General features: G+C 34.9%; 20 protein-coding genes. 4 read left to right on the top strand and 16 right to left on the bottom strand.

Annotated elements, in window-relative coordinates; all coding sequences use genetic code 11:
• Position 1: 1 nt before the first annotated feature.
• The 6 genes from spoIIIAC to DFR56_RS15220 form a co-directional block, all read right to left on the bottom strand.
• Positions 2 to 211 carry a stage III sporulation protein AC gene (gene spoIIIAC, locus DFR56_RS15245; protein ID WP_110396313.1) on the bottom strand — a complete coding sequence of 70 codons (210 nt, stop codon included), beginning with the start codon at positions 209 to 211 and terminating at the stop codon, positions 2 to 4.
• 70 nt (positions 212 to 281) lie between these two features.
• Positions 282 to 794 carry a stage III sporulation protein SpoIIIAB gene (gene spoIIIAB / locus DFR56_RS15240; RefSeq protein ID WP_110396312.1) on the bottom strand — a complete coding sequence of 171 codons (513 nt, stop codon included), beginning with the start codon at positions 792 to 794 and terminating at the stop codon, positions 282 to 284.
• On the bottom strand, positions 791 to 1717 hold the full coding sequence (gene spoIIIAA / locus DFR56_RS15235) for a stage III sporulation protein AA (protein WP_110396311.1): 927 nt from the start codon (positions 1715 to 1717) through the stop codon (positions 791 to 793). The genes spoIIIAB and spoIIIAA overlap by 4 nt, the downstream gene beginning before the upstream one ends.
• A 483-nt stretch (positions 1718 to 2200) precedes the next feature.
• Positions 2201 to 2761, bottom strand: coding sequence for an elongation factor P (gene efp, locus DFR56_RS15230; protein ID WP_110396310.1), 561 nt, complete (start codon positions 2759 to 2761; stop codon positions 2201 to 2203).
• 35 nt (positions 2762 to 2796) lie between these two features.
• Complete coding sequence (locus DFR56_RS15225) at positions 2797 to 3858, bottom strand: M24 family metallopeptidase (protein WP_110396309.1); 1062 nt, start codon at positions 3856 to 3858, stop codon at positions 2797 to 2799.
• Between the two features lie 77 nt (positions 3859 to 3935).
• Positions 3936 to 4433: a YqhR family membrane protein gene (locus DFR56_RS15220; RefSeq protein WP_110396308.1), complete on the bottom strand. Its 498-nt coding sequence runs from the start codon at positions 4431 to 4433 to the stop codon at positions 3936 to 3938.
• A 127-nt stretch (positions 4434 to 4560) separates the two neighbouring features.
• Between DFR56_RS15220 and DFR56_RS15215 the strand changes: the two genes are divergently transcribed.
• Entirely contained in the window at positions 4561 to 5529 is a 969-nt protein-coding gene (locus DFR56_RS15215) for a DUF1385 domain-containing protein (RefSeq protein ID WP_110396307.1), read from the top strand.
• An 18-nt stretch (positions 5530 to 5547) separates the two neighbouring features.
• Positions 5548 to 5931: an SA1362 family protein gene (locus DFR56_RS15210; protein ID WP_244916551.1), complete on the top strand. Its 384-nt coding sequence runs from the start codon at positions 5548 to 5550 to the stop codon at positions 5929 to 5931.
• An 84-nt stretch (positions 5932 to 6015) separates the two neighbouring features.
• On the opposite strand, the gene DFR56_RS15205 is transcribed toward DFR56_RS15210, so the two are convergent.
• From DFR56_RS15205 to DFR56_RS15165, 9 genes are all read right to left on the bottom strand, one after another.
• Positions 6016 to 6903: a patatin-like phospholipase family protein gene (locus DFR56_RS15205; RefSeq protein ID WP_110396306.1), complete on the bottom strand. Its 888-nt coding sequence runs from the start codon at positions 6901 to 6903 to the stop codon at positions 6016 to 6018.
• Between the two features lie 408 nt (positions 6904 to 7311).
• Positions 7312 to 7725, bottom strand: coding sequence for a transcriptional regulator MntR (gene mntR / locus DFR56_RS15200; protein ID WP_110396436.1), 414 nt, complete (start codon positions 7723 to 7725; stop codon positions 7312 to 7314).
• Between the two features lie 168 nt (positions 7726 to 7893).
• Positions 7894 to 8523: a response regulator gene (locus DFR56_RS15195; RefSeq protein WP_110396305.1), complete on the bottom strand. Its 630-nt coding sequence runs from the start codon at positions 8521 to 8523 to the stop codon at positions 7894 to 7896.
• 1 nt (position 8524) lies between these two features.
• The gene (locus DFR56_RS15190; RefSeq protein WP_110396304.1) at positions 8525 to 9556 is read right to left on the bottom strand and encodes a sensor histidine kinase; all 1032 of its coding nucleotides are present in this window, start codon (positions 9554 to 9556) and stop codon (positions 8525 to 8527) included.
• Positions 9553 to 10287, bottom strand: coding sequence for a cell wall-active antibiotics response protein LiaF (gene liaF / locus DFR56_RS15185; RefSeq protein WP_110396303.1), 735 nt, complete (start codon positions 10285 to 10287; stop codon positions 9553 to 9555). The genes DFR56_RS15190 and liaF overlap by 4 nt, the downstream gene beginning before the upstream one ends.
• 399 nt (positions 10288 to 10686) lie before the next feature.
• Positions 10687 to 11325 carry a PspA/IM30 family protein gene (locus DFR56_RS15180; protein ID WP_110396302.1) on the bottom strand — a complete coding sequence of 213 codons (639 nt, stop codon included), beginning with the start codon at positions 11323 to 11325 and terminating at the stop codon, positions 10687 to 10689.
• Between the two features lie 14 nt (positions 11326 to 11339).
• Complete coding sequence (locus DFR56_RS15175) at positions 11340 to 11684, bottom strand: lmo0954 family membrane protein (RefSeq protein ID WP_110396301.1); 345 nt, start codon at positions 11682 to 11684, stop codon at positions 11340 to 11342.
• A gap of 107 nt (positions 11685 to 11791) precedes the next feature.
• Positions 11792 to 12205 (bottom strand): DUF5391 family protein, encoded by a 414-nt coding sequence (locus DFR56_RS15170; RefSeq protein ID WP_110396300.1) that lies wholly within the window; start codon positions 12203 to 12205, stop codon positions 11792 to 11794.
• A 219-nt stretch (positions 12206 to 12424) separates the two neighbouring features.
• On the bottom strand, positions 12425 to 13300 hold the full coding sequence (locus DFR56_RS15165) for a LysR family transcriptional regulator (RefSeq protein ID WP_110396299.1): 876 nt from the start codon (positions 13298 to 13300) through the stop codon (positions 12425 to 12427).
• Positions 13301 to 13425: 125 nt separating this feature from the next.
• Between DFR56_RS15165 and DFR56_RS15160 the strand changes: the two genes are divergently transcribed.
• On the top strand, positions 13426 to 14382 hold the full coding sequence (locus DFR56_RS15160) for a DMT family transporter (protein ID WP_110396298.1): 957 nt from the start codon (positions 13426 to 13428) through the stop codon (positions 14380 to 14382).
• 529 nt (positions 14383 to 14911) lie between these two features.
• Here DFR56_RS15160 and DFR56_RS15155 read toward each other — a convergent pair.
• A complete protein-coding gene (locus DFR56_RS15155) occupies positions 14912 to 15778 on the bottom strand; it encodes a helix-turn-helix transcriptional regulator (protein WP_110396297.1) in 867 nt (288 codons plus the stop codon).
• Positions 15779 to 15900: 122 nt separating this feature from the next.
• Here DFR56_RS15155 and fabF point away from each other — a divergent pair, with 122 nt between their 5' ends.
• Entirely contained in the window at positions 15901 to 17136 is a 1236-nt protein-coding gene (gene fabF, locus DFR56_RS15150) for a beta-ketoacyl-ACP synthase II (RefSeq protein ID WP_110396296.1), read from the top strand.
• Positions 17137 to 17288: the final 152 nt, after the last annotated feature.

The following is a 17288-nucleotide window of genomic DNA, read 5'->3' as shown; positions in this document are numbered from 1 at the left end:
TTTACAAACCTTGAAGTAAAAATACTGATTTTATTTGTTGAAACAAATCAGAGAGATGATGAATAACAATGACAAGCACAATAATAAAACCTACCAATGAGACAAATTGGGCAATATCCTCTTTTCCAACTTGTTTTAATACAGTATGAATAAGTGCCGTAATTATACCTATACCCGCTATCTGGAATAAAATAGTTGCATCAATTAGCATGAGGATACTCCTTTCTTTTAAATGCTTGTTGTTGACTTGAAGAAAAATAAACCAATGTTTGAACAACCACTTAAAAAAGTAATAAAACGATTAATAATCCAATTAATACGCCTAAACTTTTCATCATTTTTTCATATTTTCTTCGCTCTTCCATTGCATCATCTAATTCTCGCTGCAAATGGTGGATCGTCAATTTAATGTATTTTTGTTGCTGTAAAAATGTATGTTGACCTAAATTTCGTCCAAATTGTTTCATCACTTCGTGTTCTGTTTGCTTTAAAGCAGATGTCTGAACGAATTTGGATAGCTCTTCATCCCATATCGTTAAAAAGTCAATGACAATTCCCGATAATTTATGAGCGAGACGTTCGTAAAACTGATCGAGTGGATAAGGGACTTTTTTACTTATGTTTTGAAATGTTTGTTGTAAAGTTAATTGACTGTAACCCATTTCCGTCTCTAACATTTGCAATGATTGGATAAGCAGTCTAATCTGTTTCGGTCGCTCCGTTAATTTTTTACTCATATCAAAACCGATCCATGAAGTTGTACTAACTAATAAAATTGCTCCTATCCATTTCATTGTTTTTTCACCATACTCGAAGTAATATTTCTTCCACATTCATCCCTTATTTCTAGATTGAAATATGTTGCATTCTTTTTCTGTAACATAATGATCCGTTTAAACACTTGGTTTTTTAACAATATACTTACAGAGGGTCTTTTCATTAGCTCCTCCATTGTATTACCATGGATCGTACAAATAACGGTAACACCAGCAAACACAGCTTCCATTAAAGCAATTACATCTTCCTCTTTTCCTATTTCGTCAACAATTAATACTTCTGGTGACATCGAGCGGATCATCATCATCATCCCCGCCACCTTTGGACAAGCATCCATCACATCCGTTCTGCCGCCTACATTATGTTGCGGAACCCCGTCCATTGATGCAGCTATCTCTGATCTTTCATCTATTATCCCAACTTTTTTAGAGAATACAGTAGCTTCTCCATCACTAATCAGTCTGGCTATATCCCGGATAAAGGTTGTTTTCCCTGTTTGTGGTGCTCCAATAATGAGCGTATTATAATATGTGTGCGAATCATGGAGATAGTTGATGAAAGGGGTGGCGACATTTTTAATTTCTTTTGCGATTCGTATGTTAAAAAAGGTAATATGTTGTAATTGTTTCAATTTGCCATTTACCGTTATTACTTCCCCAGCAAGTCCAACTCGATGTCCTCCTGATACGGTAATATATCCTTCTCTAAGTTCATCTTCCATTCGGTATAGGGAATGATCACTTAATTGATTTAACACATACACACTATCTTTAGCTGTAAATTGACTATCACTAATCCATTCCATTTTATGATGATAGTTAAGTTCTACTGGTCGATTTAACCGGAGCCTAATCTCTTCTAGTTGATCCCATTTATTCATTACTTGTGTACGAACAGCTTGTTTAATATGTTCAGGTAATAATCGTAATATTTCATTCATCTTGTCACTACCTTGTTTTTAGCTTGTTTACTTTAAATTTATGCCTTGCATAATGATTTATGCATGAAGTTCTTGTAACTTTATTAAAAATTCATCTCTACTAGAGTTCATAGGTCATTGTACGAGGAACTTTACGTTAAAAGAATCAAGGCGCTAGCGCTCTTACAGGCTAAAAGCGCGTCGTCCTGAGACTCCGCTAAATGCTCGTTCCACCGAAAAGCAATTGTCGCGGGCGCCTGCTCCTGCGATTACTCGTCGCAATAAACAACGTATGCTCCTGCGATTACTCGTCGCAATAAACAACGTATGCTCCTGCGATTACTCGTCGCAATAAACATTTTATTAGCACGTCCTGTGCGTACGAAGGTAGACATAGATATTTTTGCAAATAATTGTCATCCACAAGTATAATCAACTATAATTTCCTAGAAAATGAAAAAGACAACCCTAAAATAATAGGATTGTCTTTCATCATGACTTTATTTAATTATGTCTTGACACATATTTTCCATCTGTTGTACTTATTACTAATCTATCCCCTTGGTTAATAAATAGCGGCACTTGCACAACTAACCCCGTTTCCATCGTTGCAGCCTTTGAACCACCGCTAACAGTATCGCCTTTTAATCCGGGTTCAGTTTCTGTTACTTCTAATTCAACGTTTTTCGGTAAATCGATTCCAATTACTTCTCCTTGGAACATAATAATATCAACCGCTAAGTTTTCTTTAATAAAATTTAATTCATGTTCTATTTGACTTGCAGAAAGTTCAATTTGTTCGTATGTATTCATATCCATAAAAGCGTGCGTATCCCCAGATGCATATAAATATTGCATTTTTTTATGGTCAATATGTGCTCTTTTTAGCTTTTCTCCTGCTCGAAACGTCTTTTCTTGAATGTTACCATTTCGTAAGTTTCGTAATTTGGAACGTACAAAAGCTGCACCTTTTCCCGGCTTAACATGTTGAAACTCCAATACTTGCCAAATATTATCTTCAAATTCAATCGTCGTTCCTGTTTTAAAATCGTTTACAGATATCATAAAATATGCCTCCTATTTGTGCATGTTCCTAACAATTATAAATGAATTAAATCTTTCGTCGATGTCGTTAGCCTTTCATTTCCCGTATCAGTAATAACAACATCATCTTCAATTCGACACCCACCGACATTTGGAATATAGATCCCCGGTTCTACTGTTACGACCATGTTTTTTTGTAAGATAGTAGATGATCTTGGTGATAGCCCCGGCCCTTCATGCACTTCTAGCCCAATACCGTGTCCAGTTGAATGTCCAAAATAAGACCCAAACCCTTGCTCGTTTATGTAGTCACGGGTCAAATCATCCGCTTCTTTTCCTGTCATATTTGGCTTTATTCCCTCTACTCCACGTTTTTGTGCTTCAAGAACTGTTTCATATATCGTTGTTAATTCCTCACTTATTTCTCCAACAGCAACGGTTCTTGTAATATCCGAGCAGTAACCATTATACAAAGCACCGTAATCCATTGTCACTAGCTCACCTTGTTCAATTACTTTGTTTGAAGCAATCCCATGTGGTAGTGCTGAACGAAAACCAGAAGCTACAATAATATCAAAACTTGATGATGTTGCCCCTTTTTTTCTCATAAAAAATTCAAGTTCATTTGCAACATCTATTTCTAATACGCCAGGTTTAATATAGGAGAGTATATGTTCAAAAGCCTTATCAGCTATTTCAGCTGCTTTTTTTAACGTCGTAATTTCTTCCTCTGTTTTAATTAAACGTAACGATTCAATCATTTCCTTTACGGCAACTAATTCTGCCGCAAACGATTTTTCATACCGTTTAAAGTCAGCATATGTAAGATGATCTTCTTCAAAACCGAGTTTTTCAATATGTATTCTTTTTATTTGTTTAGCTATCTCATCCTCTATTGGACCAGCATGTTCAACTATCGTAAAATCTCCTGCTTGTTTTTTCGCTTGCTCCGTATAGCGAAAGTCTGTAATTAAAATAGCCTCTGTACTAGTGATTAACACTGCTCCAGCCGTACCTGTAAAATTCGTTATATATCGTCTATTAATGGGACTTGTCACTAGAAGCGCATCAATATTATTATCTTGAAAATCAAAACGTAATTTAGCAAGTTTTGTCATCGTATCACCCTCTCAAGTAAAATCGTACATAGCACAATTTTATCATAAACAACTTAGTCCTGCTAATTGAAACGACATTATGACTTTTTTTTCAGTTCAATCTGAACGTACTCATGATTATATGAAATGGAATAGCCGATAAAAACACCATATAAGACCATTAAACAGATAATGGAAATATGGGTTTGAGCTTCATAATGTAAAAATGGGTTAAAGGCTCTCACTAGGATCGGTATAATATAATAAAAGATGACCCAAAGTAACGCTCCATAGATCACACCATAAATCCAACTTCGCTTTCTTCTTAAAAGGTAATAATAAATGATGGCAATGGGTATTGATATTAATCCATATGTTATAATAAGAGTAATATATGTATACCATTTGTGAATCCAAGGACTATCTCCAAAAGTAAGTTTAAATATAAAAAACGGATCTACTTCCGTCATTTTAAATAGGTGCATAAAAATAAATAAGGAACTCCAGATCATACCACCAAAAAAGCCGATGTTTAACGCCTTTAAAAAATTTGTTCGCTGTGCATCTGTTTGTAATTGTTTGTTTTCTTTATTCATGTTCTATAACCTCCAATGTATATTATTGCCCACTTCCTCAAAAAGAATGAAAGAAATATAAATTAAAAGTAAGAACGCTAGTTATAATGTAGTTTTTCTAGTAAAATAAAACTAAGGCTGGTGATTAATATTGAAAAAGAGAGAAACAACTTATGGTGGGCAAGCCTTGGTAGAAGGTGTTATGTTTGCTGGAAAGAAAAGTTTTGTATCTGCCATAAGAAGAAAAGATAATAGTATTGAATATTTTCAATTAAAAAGGGTAGAATCTAATGTAATAAAGAATTTAAAAAAAATACCATTCTTACGAGGAATTATCGCTTTAGTCCAAGCGAGTGCAAACGGAGTAAAACACCTTGACTTTGCTTCTGATCGTTATGATGTAGATCCTGAAGACGACGAAAAAGTGAAACAAGAAAAGGAAACATCGAAATTAGTAATGATTCTAGGCATTGGTGTTATTGGGGTTTTATCGTTTATCGTAAGTAAACTTATATTTACTGTGACACCTGCTATTGTTGCAAACTTTTTTCAAGGTATTGTTCCGACCAAAACGGGGCAAGTATTACTGGAAGGCTTTTTTAAGCTCCTATTGCTCTTAGGTTATATTTATGTTGTATCCTTAACCCCTTTAATAAAACGGGTGTTTCAATATCATGGGGCTGAACATAAAGTGATTAATGCTTATGAGAATAATTTACCTTTGACAGTAGAAAATGTACAGAAACAATCTAGACTTCATTACCGCTGCGGTTCAAGTTTTATTTTATTCACCGTTTTTGTCGGTATTTTTGTCTATATGTTTGTTGCAACAGACCCTTTATGGTGGCGAATTGTTAATCGAATTATCTTAATTCCAATCGTCATTGGCTTATCATTTGAAGTACTACAACTAACGAATATGGTGAGAAATGTCCCTATCCTTAAAGTTTTAGGATATCCTGGTTTGTGGTTACAACTTTTAACGACGAAAGAACCAGATGATGATCAAGTGGAAGTAGCACTTCACTCTTTTCAAAAAGTGCTAGAAAATGATCAAGCCGAGGAAGCGGTAGAAGTTAACTTGATAGAAAATAGCGAGGTGATACAACCTCAATAAAAGAAAGGAGGACTATCGTTGGGTCGCAATAAATTTTCAATTTTACTTTACATTATTGTTGGCTTGGCAATGATTGGTTTAGTTTCTTCTTTAATAAATAACCCTGGAAAATTTTTAATCAGTATTTTAGTTGCAATTGGAGTTGCCTTCGTTATTTTTATGATATTTACCCGGATCTTACATAACCGTAGTCCCGGGGCTAACGATGAAATGAAAAAGTATCGAAGAGCAGCTAAACAATCTAACCGAAAATATACTAATCAAAATGAACACTTAAGAAAAAGAACGACAAAACCTGCTTCTCCTTTAAAAACGCGTAAAAAAAGAAGACATGTACCTCATTTAACCGTTATTGAAGGAAAAAAAACGAATAAAGATAACGATGATCGGGCTTCCAATTGAAAGCTCGGTTTTTTTTACAATTTTTTCATCCATTTATAGTATGATTGGAGCTATTCATGACCGGTTTGTCGTTATTCCAGCTTCTTAAGTAGGCCAAAATTGTAAAAACTGATCCGTTTTTTCCCTACCCAATTGAATTAAAGAATGTTTTTCTTCTTCCGAAATCATTAAATCCGTTGTTTTCACATCTTTCACTGGGATAAAAATAATATTGTTTTTCATCGATGTCGATATATAGCGAGTATCATGGGCTCTTAACATCGCTTGAAAGATCGCATGTAACATATCAAGCGCGTTTTTAATATGTTGGGGTTGATTTTGTTCAATGGAATCACTTAATGTAAGCCCTAAAACGGGTCGGACATCTGTTTCACGTTCGCGAAAAACCCATAAAGGAAAATTGCTCAATAATCCCCCATCTACAATATAACTTTTTGTTTCCTCTTTATTTTGTAGTATTTTGGGCATGAAAAAGTAAGGGAAACTTGCGCTCATGCGTACAGCCGTTGAAACTTTAAACGAACCCCCGTCTATTCCATAAACACGCTGTAAATCATCTGGGATCACAATTAATTTGCCTAAAGAAATATCACTAACGACAACCTTCAAATATCCCTCTTCCAAATCAGCAAATGTGTCAATGCCTTTTGTTAATAAAGTACTCTCTAACCATTTTTCAAATAAATTTCCTTTATAAAGTCCCATTTGAAAGTAAAGGAAAATCCATTTGGAAAAAGGTATTTTTTCGCTAAGGAATGGCGGATCTAAAAATTTCTTTAAATTTATATGCTGGAATAGTTGATTAATCTCTTCCACTTTATAATCGGCTGCTATTAAGGAAGCGATGATTGCTCCAGCAGAAGTTCCTGCTACCCGTTCAATCGATATTTTTTTATCATAAATACTTTGTAATGCCCCAATAAATGAGAATGCTTTTACACCACCACCTGAAAATACACAATCAATTTTCATAGGCTCCCCTCCAATACGATACTACTATATCGTACGAAAAAACTTTTCATTTAGAACGAAAAAAAATTAATTACCATGCAAAAATAGAGGGGCGCTTGAGGCAAATGTTTTATAAAAGTGCGTGTTAGAAAAGGCCGATAAAAGAAGACCTGAGAAGTTTAGGGCGACGTAGCTCCCGAGGAACTCGCGTATGCTTTTACATACGTGAGTAACGGAAAAGCAAGTTTAGAAAATTTGGCATTCACAACGCCTTTACTGCGAATGTCCTAGTTGCACTTATGCAGTAAGAAAGGATTTTTCCTTTCTTACCTGCCAACGCAGAAATTCGATGTGTCATTTTTTGGACTTTTTGAACATACTCTAAAAAGCAAAAAACCCATACACGTTTCAAGTTGTATGGACTTTCATCTATTTGTTTGCTATTTCGTTGTCTTCATTTATTTTTTTTAATTCATCTATTCGGGTTTTGTCTGCTTTAAAATAATTTACTAAATCTGAAATACGGTCAATCGCATTCCAGCTTAAATGATGTTCAATTCCTTCAACATCATCATAAATTCTCTCTTCATCAACACCGATTATTTCTAAAAACTCTTCTAATAAATCGTGACGGAATACGAGTCTTTCCCCTACTTTATTTCCTTTTTCTGTCAGGATAAATCCTCGATATTTTTCATAGTTAACATAATTATCCTTATCTAACTTTTGAATCATTTTCGTCACAGAGGATGGATGAACTAATAATGCTTCTGCAATATCGGTGACGCGAGCATACCCTTTCGTCTCAATTAAATTATAAATTTGTTCAATATAATCTTCCATACTTGGAGTAGGTGTAGGCAAATGAGTCCCTCTTTTCTATTTTTAGTTCATGCAACATTGTTTCTACAATTATCATACCTTAAATTCAAGCGTAATACAAGTTATGGTACTTAAGGATTTGTAAAATCGACTAATGTGAAAATATGTTGAACTAAAAAAAGATAACTTTTATTGGACTAACTCATGTTTAAAAGCGTAAATAACAGCTTGTGTCCTATCTTGTACTTCTAATTTGCCCAATATATTACTTACGTGAACTTTTACTGTCTTTAATGCAATAAACAATTCGTCAGCAATTTGCTGATTCGATTTTCCCTCAGCTATGAGTAATAAAATTTCCATTTCACGGCCTGTTAATTGCTCATGTAAAGGAGTATCGTTTTTACGCATTTTATTCATAATTTTACCAGTCACTTCTGGTTCTAAAATCGATTGACCTTCAAAGGTAGAACGGATCGCTTGAGCAATATCACCTGCTTTGGATGTTTTTAACATATAACTCATTGCCCCAGCTTCGAGCGCTGGATAGACCTTTTCATCATCAATAAAACTTGTGACAATAATAATTTTTGCTTCTGGCCACTCAGCAATAATTCTTTTTGTTGCCTCAATACCATCCATTTCCTTCATTACTAAATCCATTAAAATAATGTCAGGTCGTAATTCCAATGCTTTTTCCACTGCAATATGACCATCATCTGCTTCAGCAATTACTTCCATATCGGTTTGGGATGATAAATAAGCAGAAACACCGATTCGCACCATCTCATGGTCATCCGCAAATAGAATAGAAATCATTTTACTCTTCCTCTCCGTTAAGACTAGGAATTTTCACTTCTAGCCTTGCCCCTTTATTAGGTAAACTAATAATTTTAATGGAACCACCTAAGTCATTTGCTCTTTCTTCCATATTTTGCAGACCATATGAACTAGTCTGTACCTTTTCTACATCAAATCCTTTTCCATCATCAACGACTCGTAATAAAATGATGTTGTCTCGTTTGATTAACATAACATGAACAGAACTCGCTTCAGAATGTCGCAATGTGTTTGAGATTGCTTCTTGGACAATTCGAAAAAGTTGATCTTCAACCCCTTTATCAATGAAAAATTCCTCTAGTTTCCAATCTACTTGAAGTGGAATTCTATCTGTTAATTCTTTTAATAAGTCTTTAATACCATCTTGTAGTGATTTTCCTTTTAATGCTGCTGGTCGCAAGTGAAGTAATAAAGCACGCATTTCAAGTTGAGATTGATGAATCATTTTTTCAACCATTTGGATTTGATGTCGTAATGTTGTGTCTCCTATGTCTGCCTGTTCATTGATCGCTGACATCATCATGGATGCGGCAAATAATTGCTGACTTACTGAGTCATGTAGATCTCTAGCTAAACGATTTCTTTCTTGGATGACGACTTCTTGTAAACTTTTTTCTCTTTCATTCGCTCTTTCTGTCGCTAATCGTTGTGAATGTTCCACTTGTACTTTAAATTTTTCTTGTACTTTTTCTAGTAATTCTTCAACTTTTTGTAGTTCTTTATACGTATCATCACTAGTTAATGGTTGGTTATTATTTACTAACTCCAATTGTCGTTCTACATAGTGGATTCGTTGATTCCAATAAAAAGCTGTAATCATCCCGATAATGGAACTAAAAGTGATTGTAATAATAGCAAGTAGCAGTAAATAAGGTACATTATAGATTTTCTCATGAAATAGAACGGACCACTCTTCTAAAGGAAACACAAAAAAGGTAATCGATATAATGGTCACCATAAGAAAAACACCAAAAAATATAGAGGTTACTATATGTCTAATTGTTGTCATCATATTCGTTTCACCTCTATATTACCTGAGATTAAAGAGGTGATAATTTTTATTCGCGAGTGGGTTGTATCATAATATTGCGTTTTATAGGAAATGTTTTGATTCATTAAATTATAATGATTTTTATTAAATATATAGGCCCTTCCAAATACTGCACTATGATGAATCATTAATTCTGTTTCATATGGGACATAAATAATAATATTTCCTATAAAGTGACGAATAGAGATAACCGCCGTATCATCCGGCAAAACAGTATTACTTAAATCAATTACCCGATCACCAATCCCACCATGAATGTTAATATCTTGCCATTCATAGGCACTATTTTCTGTATGTTGATTTCCATACAATATTTGCCTAAAGAGTGGATTCATTTGAATCATCGGTTCATCAAAGGGCGGTTGTTTTTCTACATATGCGGAGGGCTCTACTTTTTCATTTTCATTCCTTGATTTTGCATAATCTACTAATAGCAAAATAAGAAAAATGACAATTAAAAATCGCACAGCTATCATATTGAGAATAGCAAAAACAAAGCTAATAAATCCTATCCAAAACATTACCTTTCCCCATAAAGTATGATAATTTTTCCAACCGATATACGCTAAAAAACCTGTAAATGCAGCTGTTCCGATCATACCACCATGAAAAAAAGCAATTTCAATAATAAAGAGAATCACACCGATGATCAAAATCCAGTTAATTGTGTCAGTGGATAATCTTTTTAACATGTTTGTGATTCTCCTTTATGCGTAAAATTTATCTCCGTGGCGTTACTTAAAACTCCCGCCTCTATAGGCGAGAGATAAGTCCCGCTAAAGCAAACACACTGACAAGCTAGGAGCGAAGTCAGAAGGGATGTTGCAGTTATACTAATAAATCAATCATCATTTAATTGCCAAGCTCCAAAATAAGGATGAATAAGGTTCAGGTGGAATAAGAAAGCAACTTCAGAGCTTGGGCAGCTTAGGACTCCGCTTTCGCTCGCCCACCGAATACATTGCCGCCTAGCACGTCCTGTGCGTCAAAACTCCATACTGAACCAAGTCTTTTTTATAAACAGACGCTAAAGTGAAAGCGCCTGTTTAAGTATATCATTTTTTAACGTTTGCTACATTAGATATAGTGAATTAATTAGCTTCTGATGGACGTTCTTTCATCTCTTTTTCTAGTTGTGCAATTTTTTGATCAAATGTACTTTGATAATATGCTTGGTTTACTTTACTCTCTAAGTTCTCAATAAACTTTTCAAGTTCGGCAAAGCGGGAAAATGGCTTATCGACATCTTCATCCATCACTTTGTTCATTTGATGATTTGCTCGAACTAGGTTTTCTCTACCCATTAATTCCATCCGTTTTAAATGCATATCTTTTAGCTTATGGTTCATTTCTTTATATTTTCTTTCTAACTGGTCAATTTGATTAACCGCATTTTGGCGGGCTTCTTTCATTCTTTCTGCTCTCATATGATATTCTTTATATTCTTGCATGGCGAATTCGTACAAATCAGATTCATTTGCTGCTTTGGCAATATTAGCCTGTTGTAATCGTTTGTTTGCCCGATCTTCTGCCTGATGTAATTCAGTCGTAAATTCATCTCTTAATTTATAATGTCTTTCCAACAGTTTTTTCACTTTATCCTTTTGTAATTCTGACTGACGTAAATAATGATTTAGCGAAGCAATCGGGTTTTTTTGTTCCTTTTCATCTAATAATTGATGCACATCTGCTGATATGGAATCCTTAATTCTTGTGAAAATATTTGCCATGGTAATCTCTCCTTTTAATATTTATTAAATTCTCCCCACTGTTGTTCAAAATTTACAAATGGGTCATCTGTTGTTTGCGGCTCTTTTGGCTCATTGTTCCAGTTTTTATAGATGACATACAATATGTATGCGGCGACTATTCCGATAACTGCATACATATTTGATATCCCGATGGATATAATTGCTAGACCAATCAACACCCACGCTATTTTAGCCATGGTTGAATCAGTTTTCATAAATTGCTTAAATACGAGATAAAGCAACCAGATACTAACTCCGAGTAATACGAGAGGACCTAAATTAGCTAACAACAGTAGAGCAGCAATTAATCCACCTAAAAACAGTAAAAACTTCTTCATTTTGTCTGCCTCCTTTCATTTCTTATCTTAAGTTTACAAAATGATCGAAGACTTCGTAATGAGCCTAAGCAATATTTCTAGTTAGGTCTTGGGTCTTATTTTTACATTTAATTGGTTTTTTTGACCTTCATCGACAAAAACATGGATATTAACCAAATGATATTCACAATTAATAGGAATAGATCAATGATAATAACAATAAATAAATTCTGAATCCCTTGTAGGAAAAGGATACCTAAAAAAAGAGCAATCAATGCATATGCAATAGTTATGATAATTCCTAACATACAAAAAATCGCCATAACATACTTTATTGGATCAATACCAGCAACATAAATACATAAAGGAATGAAATATAGTACAAAGATCATTCCGATCGAAGACCACATCCCAATCGATCCAAATTGATTTGCATGTTTTCCAAATTGAGCAAGTGGGGATAATGAGGTTGACATAATAAGTGCCACGAATAAAACAGCGGAAACACAAGTTAACATAATCAACCATTTGTTTTTCTTCATATGAAATCTCCCTTTCTTTTATTTAATGAGCTATATACTATTATAAAAAAGGAAAGATTACATTTCGCGAAGCTAAAGTTATATTGTAAATAAGACGAAAGTAGTAATTGACTTGTTTGGTGAACTGATTTTCCCAATACAAAAGGAAAGAAAGATGGAACTTATATGAAAAGCAATAGATTCAATGTCCTTGGGGAGTCTGTTTCAAAGCACATCCTTTTAACCTTTTTTATAAAGAGTTTTCGTTTCTTCTATCGTTTCGATAAATTTTTGCAGAGCTGGGGTCACATAATCAGATTTTCTATAAATAAAAATCGTCGTAATATGACTATATTTTTCGGGCAATTCATAACATCGAATTAAGTTTTGTGTGGCATATGTTTCTACCGCCGAATAAGGGACATAAGCAATGCCGAGCCCAGAGATGACGGAACCAAGAGTAGTCTCAAGTGTTCCTAGCTCCATTACCTTACTAGGTGTAATCGTTTCATCATAAAGCCATTCATTCAATTTAGCACGATATCCACAGCCATCACTAAATCTTAAAATAGGCAGTTCGATTATTTCCTCTAAGCTCTTCGTTTCATTACTAGCAATTAAGACGAGTTTTTCATGAAATACGTCAATTTCCATTAAATTAGGATCATTTGTTATTTTACCTTTCGTTACAAAGGCACCATCTAGCTTATAATTTAACACCTTTTCTTTTAATTCAACTGTTACACCAGTTGAAAGGGTTAAATCTACTTGCTTATATTTTTTAATATAAGCAGATAAAATAAGTGGCAATTTAATCACCGTCTCGACAGATGCAATATCAAGTTTTCCAGAAGGGCTATTATTATCAGCGGAAATCATTTTCATTTTATCGGTGAGAGAAATGATTTTTTGCACATATGGGAGAAGCGCATTTCCTTCATTTGTGAGCGTAATTCCCCGTTGATGACGATGAAATAATTGGACATTTAAATCTTGTTCTAATTTCTGGATACGTGATGTGACATTTGATTGTACGTAACTTAATTCTTTCGCCGCTTTATTAATACTTCCATAATTGGCTACCGTTTGAAAAATTACTAAATCTCTTATATTCATTTCCATTCCCCTTATCACTAATTAAGATAACTAGTATCTATAATAATCATTTTACATGATACCATTCTTATAGTTAAATGATATGTAGCACGTAAATACATAGAAATTGATTGGAGATAAGAAAGATGAAAAACAATATTTTAATTGGTGCGATCTTATGTTTAATAGCAAGTGCCTCGTGGGGTGCGATGTTTCCTGTTGCAAATCACGCTTTCCAATACATTGACCCATTTTATTTTACAATTATTCGCTATTTACCAGTAACCGTCATTTTAATTATTTTACTCTTGATGACAGAAGGGAAAAAAGCGTTTAAACCTGAAGGAAAAGGCTTTATTTTATGGTTTTTTGGGACGATGGGTTTTACGATTTACAATTTATTTATCTTTTGGGGGCAAAATTTGCTTGGGGATGCCGGGGTATTACTTGCATCGATTATGGAAGCATTAGCTCCAATTATTTCTGTGTTAATTGTTTGGCTTATTCATAAAAATAGACCATATTTATTTACGATCATTTGTATTATTGGTGCATTTATTGGCGTTTTTCTCGTTGTGACAAATGGAAGTATTCAAGCCCTTGTTGGTCCAGGGAGAGTAATTCCTTTACTTATTTTATTTTTAGCGGCTGCTGGTTGGGCCATTTACACAATCGGTGGAGGGGTATTTTCTAGTTGGTCAGTATTAAGGTACTCAACGCTTAGTTGTTTGTACGGAACATTAACGGCAACACTTGTCGTAGTCATGGTTAGTTTATTTGGTTTCATTGAAGTACCTACTTTACAAGAAGTATATATGGTGCGATACAATATGTTATTTATGATTTTTTTACCTGGTCTGTTTGCATTACTATTTTGGAATAAAGGGGTTACGATGTTAAAACCAATCAATGCCATTTTATTTATTAATTTCGCACCCGTTACAACGATTATTATTCGATTAATTCAAGGTTATAGCATATCCTTTTTTGAATTTACTGGAGTGTTTATTGTCTGTCTAATGATTATCTTAAATAATTTATATCAAAGAATGATGATGAATCGAGAAAGTAAATTACTCAGGGAAACAAGACAAACCGCTTAAATATATATGAAACTTTAGCTTAACGCGGAGCACCAACCTTACAAAACAGAAAGTGCACAGAAAAAACCCCATTACGTAGTTTATTTTTTACTCAACTTTCGCAGGTGAAATGGACAAAGAAGCCTTCGTAGAATAAGGTGGAATGAAGATACAGTGCTCGAGTTGACTTTGGATTACCTGTTTGCTCTAAGCAGTCTTTTTACATCTAAACTCCACCTGCTCTTTTCGTTAAGTTTGTTGCTAATTATTACGCACTTGAGATAAACTGCGCAGTAACTTAATTTGATATTTCGAGTAGAACCCAGTCACAGCACCGTTGATTTCCGCTACGGACAGTCGCTTTTCGCGGGCACGGCTTCAGCCTCCTCGGAAGAAAACCACTTCCTGTGGGGTCTTCAGGCTCGTGGGACTGCTTTTAGCCGACCAGGAGTCTACGTATATTTCCTCCGCAAAGGTAATGCATTATTCGTCTTTCGATATGGTCGTTTTAGTTATGTCCCAACCTCTTTGTTTCTATAGAAAAATTTTTCTAGTTTACTGGTATCGCATTTCCAACCGAAACCCTCTTCATTAATCGCTTTAATTTATTTTCTGTATCTGTTTCCCCTACTGGTGTATAGATACTGCACCGTAAATCCATATCACCTTGAACTTGAAGAGAAGTTAAATTAAACAACATTTTGCCTGCTTTAGCATGTCTGAATTCAATGATCATTTCTGGGGCCTTGCTTACTTGACTTTCTTGCCATAAATCCTGGAATTCTGAATGTGAATTACTCATTTCTTTAATAAATTGGTTGTACCATTTATCACCTAAATAGTGTCCATAATAGGTACGGAAAATAGCAAGAAAACCCTTCGCAAAATGTTCCCAATTGACGGCTAATGCTTTTAATTCTTTTCTAGTGAACACTAAACGAATCAAATTTCGTTGATCATTCGGTATTTGTTCAAAATCTAAAAAAACATGAGCAGCCGCTGGATTCCAGCCCACTATATGGCAATGTCGATCCGTAATGATAGTCGGACAATATGTTAATTCAGCGAGTATTCGCTTTAAAGAAGGACTCAGCACTGATTGATCCTTTTTGGGATTTGTCATTTCAAGTTTTGCCTCTAACGCTAAGTCATATAAGTAGCTTCTTTCATCCTTATTTAATTGTAAAGCTGTAGATATACAATCAAGTACGGTGGAAGAAACTTTTATATCCCTTCCTTGTTCTAGCCATGTATACCAAGTGGTGCTTACACCTGCTAATTGTGCAACCTCTTCTCTTCGTAATCCGGGTGTTCTTCTCCTGGTTCCAGCAGGCAAACCAATAGATTCTGGCTTAATTTGGGCACGCTTGGCTTTTAAGAATGTCGACAAAGCTTCAAGCCTAGTTTTATCATTCATTTTTGCATCTCCTCGACTTATCAATTTAACCTATTAGTAATTATACCAGGATAAACTATCACTTGTAATAGGATAAAAGAAATGTAAAATACAATTATCTTAATGATTTGGAGGAATGAAAAGTGGAAAGAGTTGTGATTACTGGTATGGGAGTAGTTTCTCCTATAGGAAACAACATCAAAACATTTTGGAACAATCTGATTGACGGAGAATCTGGTATATCAACTATCGATACATTTGATGTTACTAATTATAAAGCCCAAATTGCAGGTATCGTCAAAGATTTTGATGCAAATGGACTATTAGGAAAGAACGTAGCTAGACGTTTAGATCGTTTTTCCCAATTTGCTTTGGTTGCAGCTGAACAAGCTTGGGTAGATTCTAAGTTAGATCTCGATCATATCGATACAGAAAGGTTAGGCGTATATGTAGGCTCAGGTATAGGTGGAATTGAAACCTTGATGAAAAATATTGATGTGCTTAGACAAAAAGGACCAAGAAGAGTTAGCCCATCCCTAGTACCTACCATGATTTCTAATGCTGCTGCAGCTCAAATTAGTATCAAGTGGAACGCAATGGGACCTTCTCTGTCGCCCGTATCTGCTTGTGCAATTGGAAATACAGCTATTGGTGAAGCTTTTAGACTTATTCGCTCTGGAGATGTTGACGTTATGTTCTCAGGTGGAACAGAGGCAGCTGTCACAGACTTATCAGTAGCAAGCTTTGGTAATGCTACAGCATTATCAACTAGAAACGATAATCCCGCCAAAGCTAGTCGTCCATTTGATAAAAATCGAGATGGATTTGTCATGTCAGAAGGAGCCGGAATTCTAATCCTAGAATCTTTATCTCATGCTCTACGTAGAGAGGCAAAGATATATGCAGAAGTCATTGGATATGGTGCAAGTTCAGATGCACACCATATCGTAGCTACACATCCAGAAGGTAAAGGGGCCTATCTTGCAATGAGATCAGCTTTAAAGAATGCCGATCTATCTCCAGAGGAAATGGATGTGATTAGCGCCCATGCGACGAGTACAAAAGTGGGAGACATTTCCGAAACAAAGGCTATTAAACAATTGTTTGGTAAACAAGCTTATCAGATTCCAGTAACTGCTAATAAATCGATGATCGGTCATATGCTAGGGGCAGCAGGTGGAGTTGAAGCAATTGCTTTAGCAATGAGTTTAAAGGAAGGTATAATTCCTCCAACAATTAACTTAGAAAATCCTGATCCATTTTGTGATCTCGATTATGTACCATCTATTGCTCGCCAAGTGAAAATAAATACGGGTCTATCTAACTCATTCGGTTTCGGAGGTCATAATGCAGCAATTGTCTTAAGGAAATACGAGTGATTGAACCTCTCATGACTAAAGTCACGAGATTCTTGGGAACAGAGCATACTTGAGAGTGGTGGCATACACTACCCACAGTGGTTTCTCTTATACACCAAGCTATCTCCGCAGTTCCTGCGGTTCTTGATTATTTTCCTTTTTACGTTAGGGAT

Source organism: Pseudogracilibacillus auburnensis, assembly GCF_003201975.1.
Classification (GTDB): domain Bacteria; phylum Bacillota; class Bacilli; order Bacillales; family Amphibacillaceae; genus Pseudogracilibacillus; species Pseudogracilibacillus auburnensis.
Note: the sequence above shows the minus strand (reverse complement) of the source record. Positions and strands in the feature narration are given on the sequence as shown.

Coding starts and splice junctions, on each gene's coding strand:
- DFR56_RS15160 (WP_110396298.1), top strand. CDS start 13,426: ATGAAAAACAATATTTTAATTGGTGCGATCTTATGTTTAATAGCAAGT.
- DFR56_RS15225 (WP_110396309.1), bottom strand. CDS start 3,858: ATGACAAAACTTGCTAAATTACGTTTTGATTTTCAAGATAATAATATT.
- DFR56_RS15180 (WP_110396302.1), bottom strand. CDS start 11,325: ATGGCAAATATTTTCACAAGAATTAAGGATTCCATATCAGCAGATGTG.
- liaF (WP_110396303.1), bottom strand. CDS start 10,287: ATGTTAAAAAGATTATCCACTGACACAATTAACTGGATTTTGATCATC.
- DFR56_RS15175 (WP_110396301.1), bottom strand. CDS start 11,684: ATGAAGAAGTTTTTACTGTTTTTAGGTGGATTAATTGCTGCTCTACTG.
- spoIIIAC (WP_110396313.1), bottom strand. CDS start 211: ATGCTAATTGATGCAACTATTTTATTCCAGATAGCGGGTATAGGTATA.
- DFR56_RS15170 (WP_110396300.1), bottom strand. CDS start 12,205: ATGAAGAAAAACAAATGGTTGATTATGTTAACTTGTGTTTCCGCTGTT.
- DFR56_RS15190 (WP_110396304.1), bottom strand. CDS start 9,556: ATGATGACAACAATTAGACATATAGTAACCTCTATATTTTTTGGTGTT.
- spoIIIAB (WP_110396312.1), bottom strand. CDS start 794: ATGAAATGGATAGGAGCAATTTTATTAGTTAGTACAACTTCATGGATC.
- DFR56_RS15205 (WP_110396306.1), bottom strand. CDS start 6,903: ATGAAAATTGATTGTGTATTTTCAGGTGGTGGTGTAAAAGCATTCTCA.
- DFR56_RS15155 (WP_110396297.1), bottom strand. CDS start 15,778: ATGAATGATAAAACTAGGCTTGAAGCTTTGTCGACATTCTTAAAAGCC.
- DFR56_RS15220 (WP_110396308.1), bottom strand. CDS start 4,433: ATGAATAAAGAAAACAAACAATTACAAACAGATGCACAGCGAACAAAT.
- DFR56_RS15165 (WP_110396299.1), bottom strand. CDS start 13,300: ATGAATATAAGAGATTTAGTAATTTTTCAAACGGTAGCCAATTATGGA.
- DFR56_RS15195 (WP_110396305.1), bottom strand. CDS start 8,523: ATGATTTCTATTCTATTTGCGGATGACCATGAGATGGTGCGAATCGGT.
- efp (WP_110396310.1), bottom strand. CDS start 2,761: ATGATATCTGTAAACGATTTTAAAACAGGAACGACGATTGAATTTGAA.
- mntR (WP_110396436.1), bottom strand. CDS start 7,725: ATGGAAGATTATATTGAACAAATTTATAATTTAATTGAGACGAAAGGG.
- spoIIIAA (WP_110396311.1), bottom strand. CDS start 1,717: ATGAATGAAATATTACGATTATTACCTGAACATATTAAACAAGCTGTT.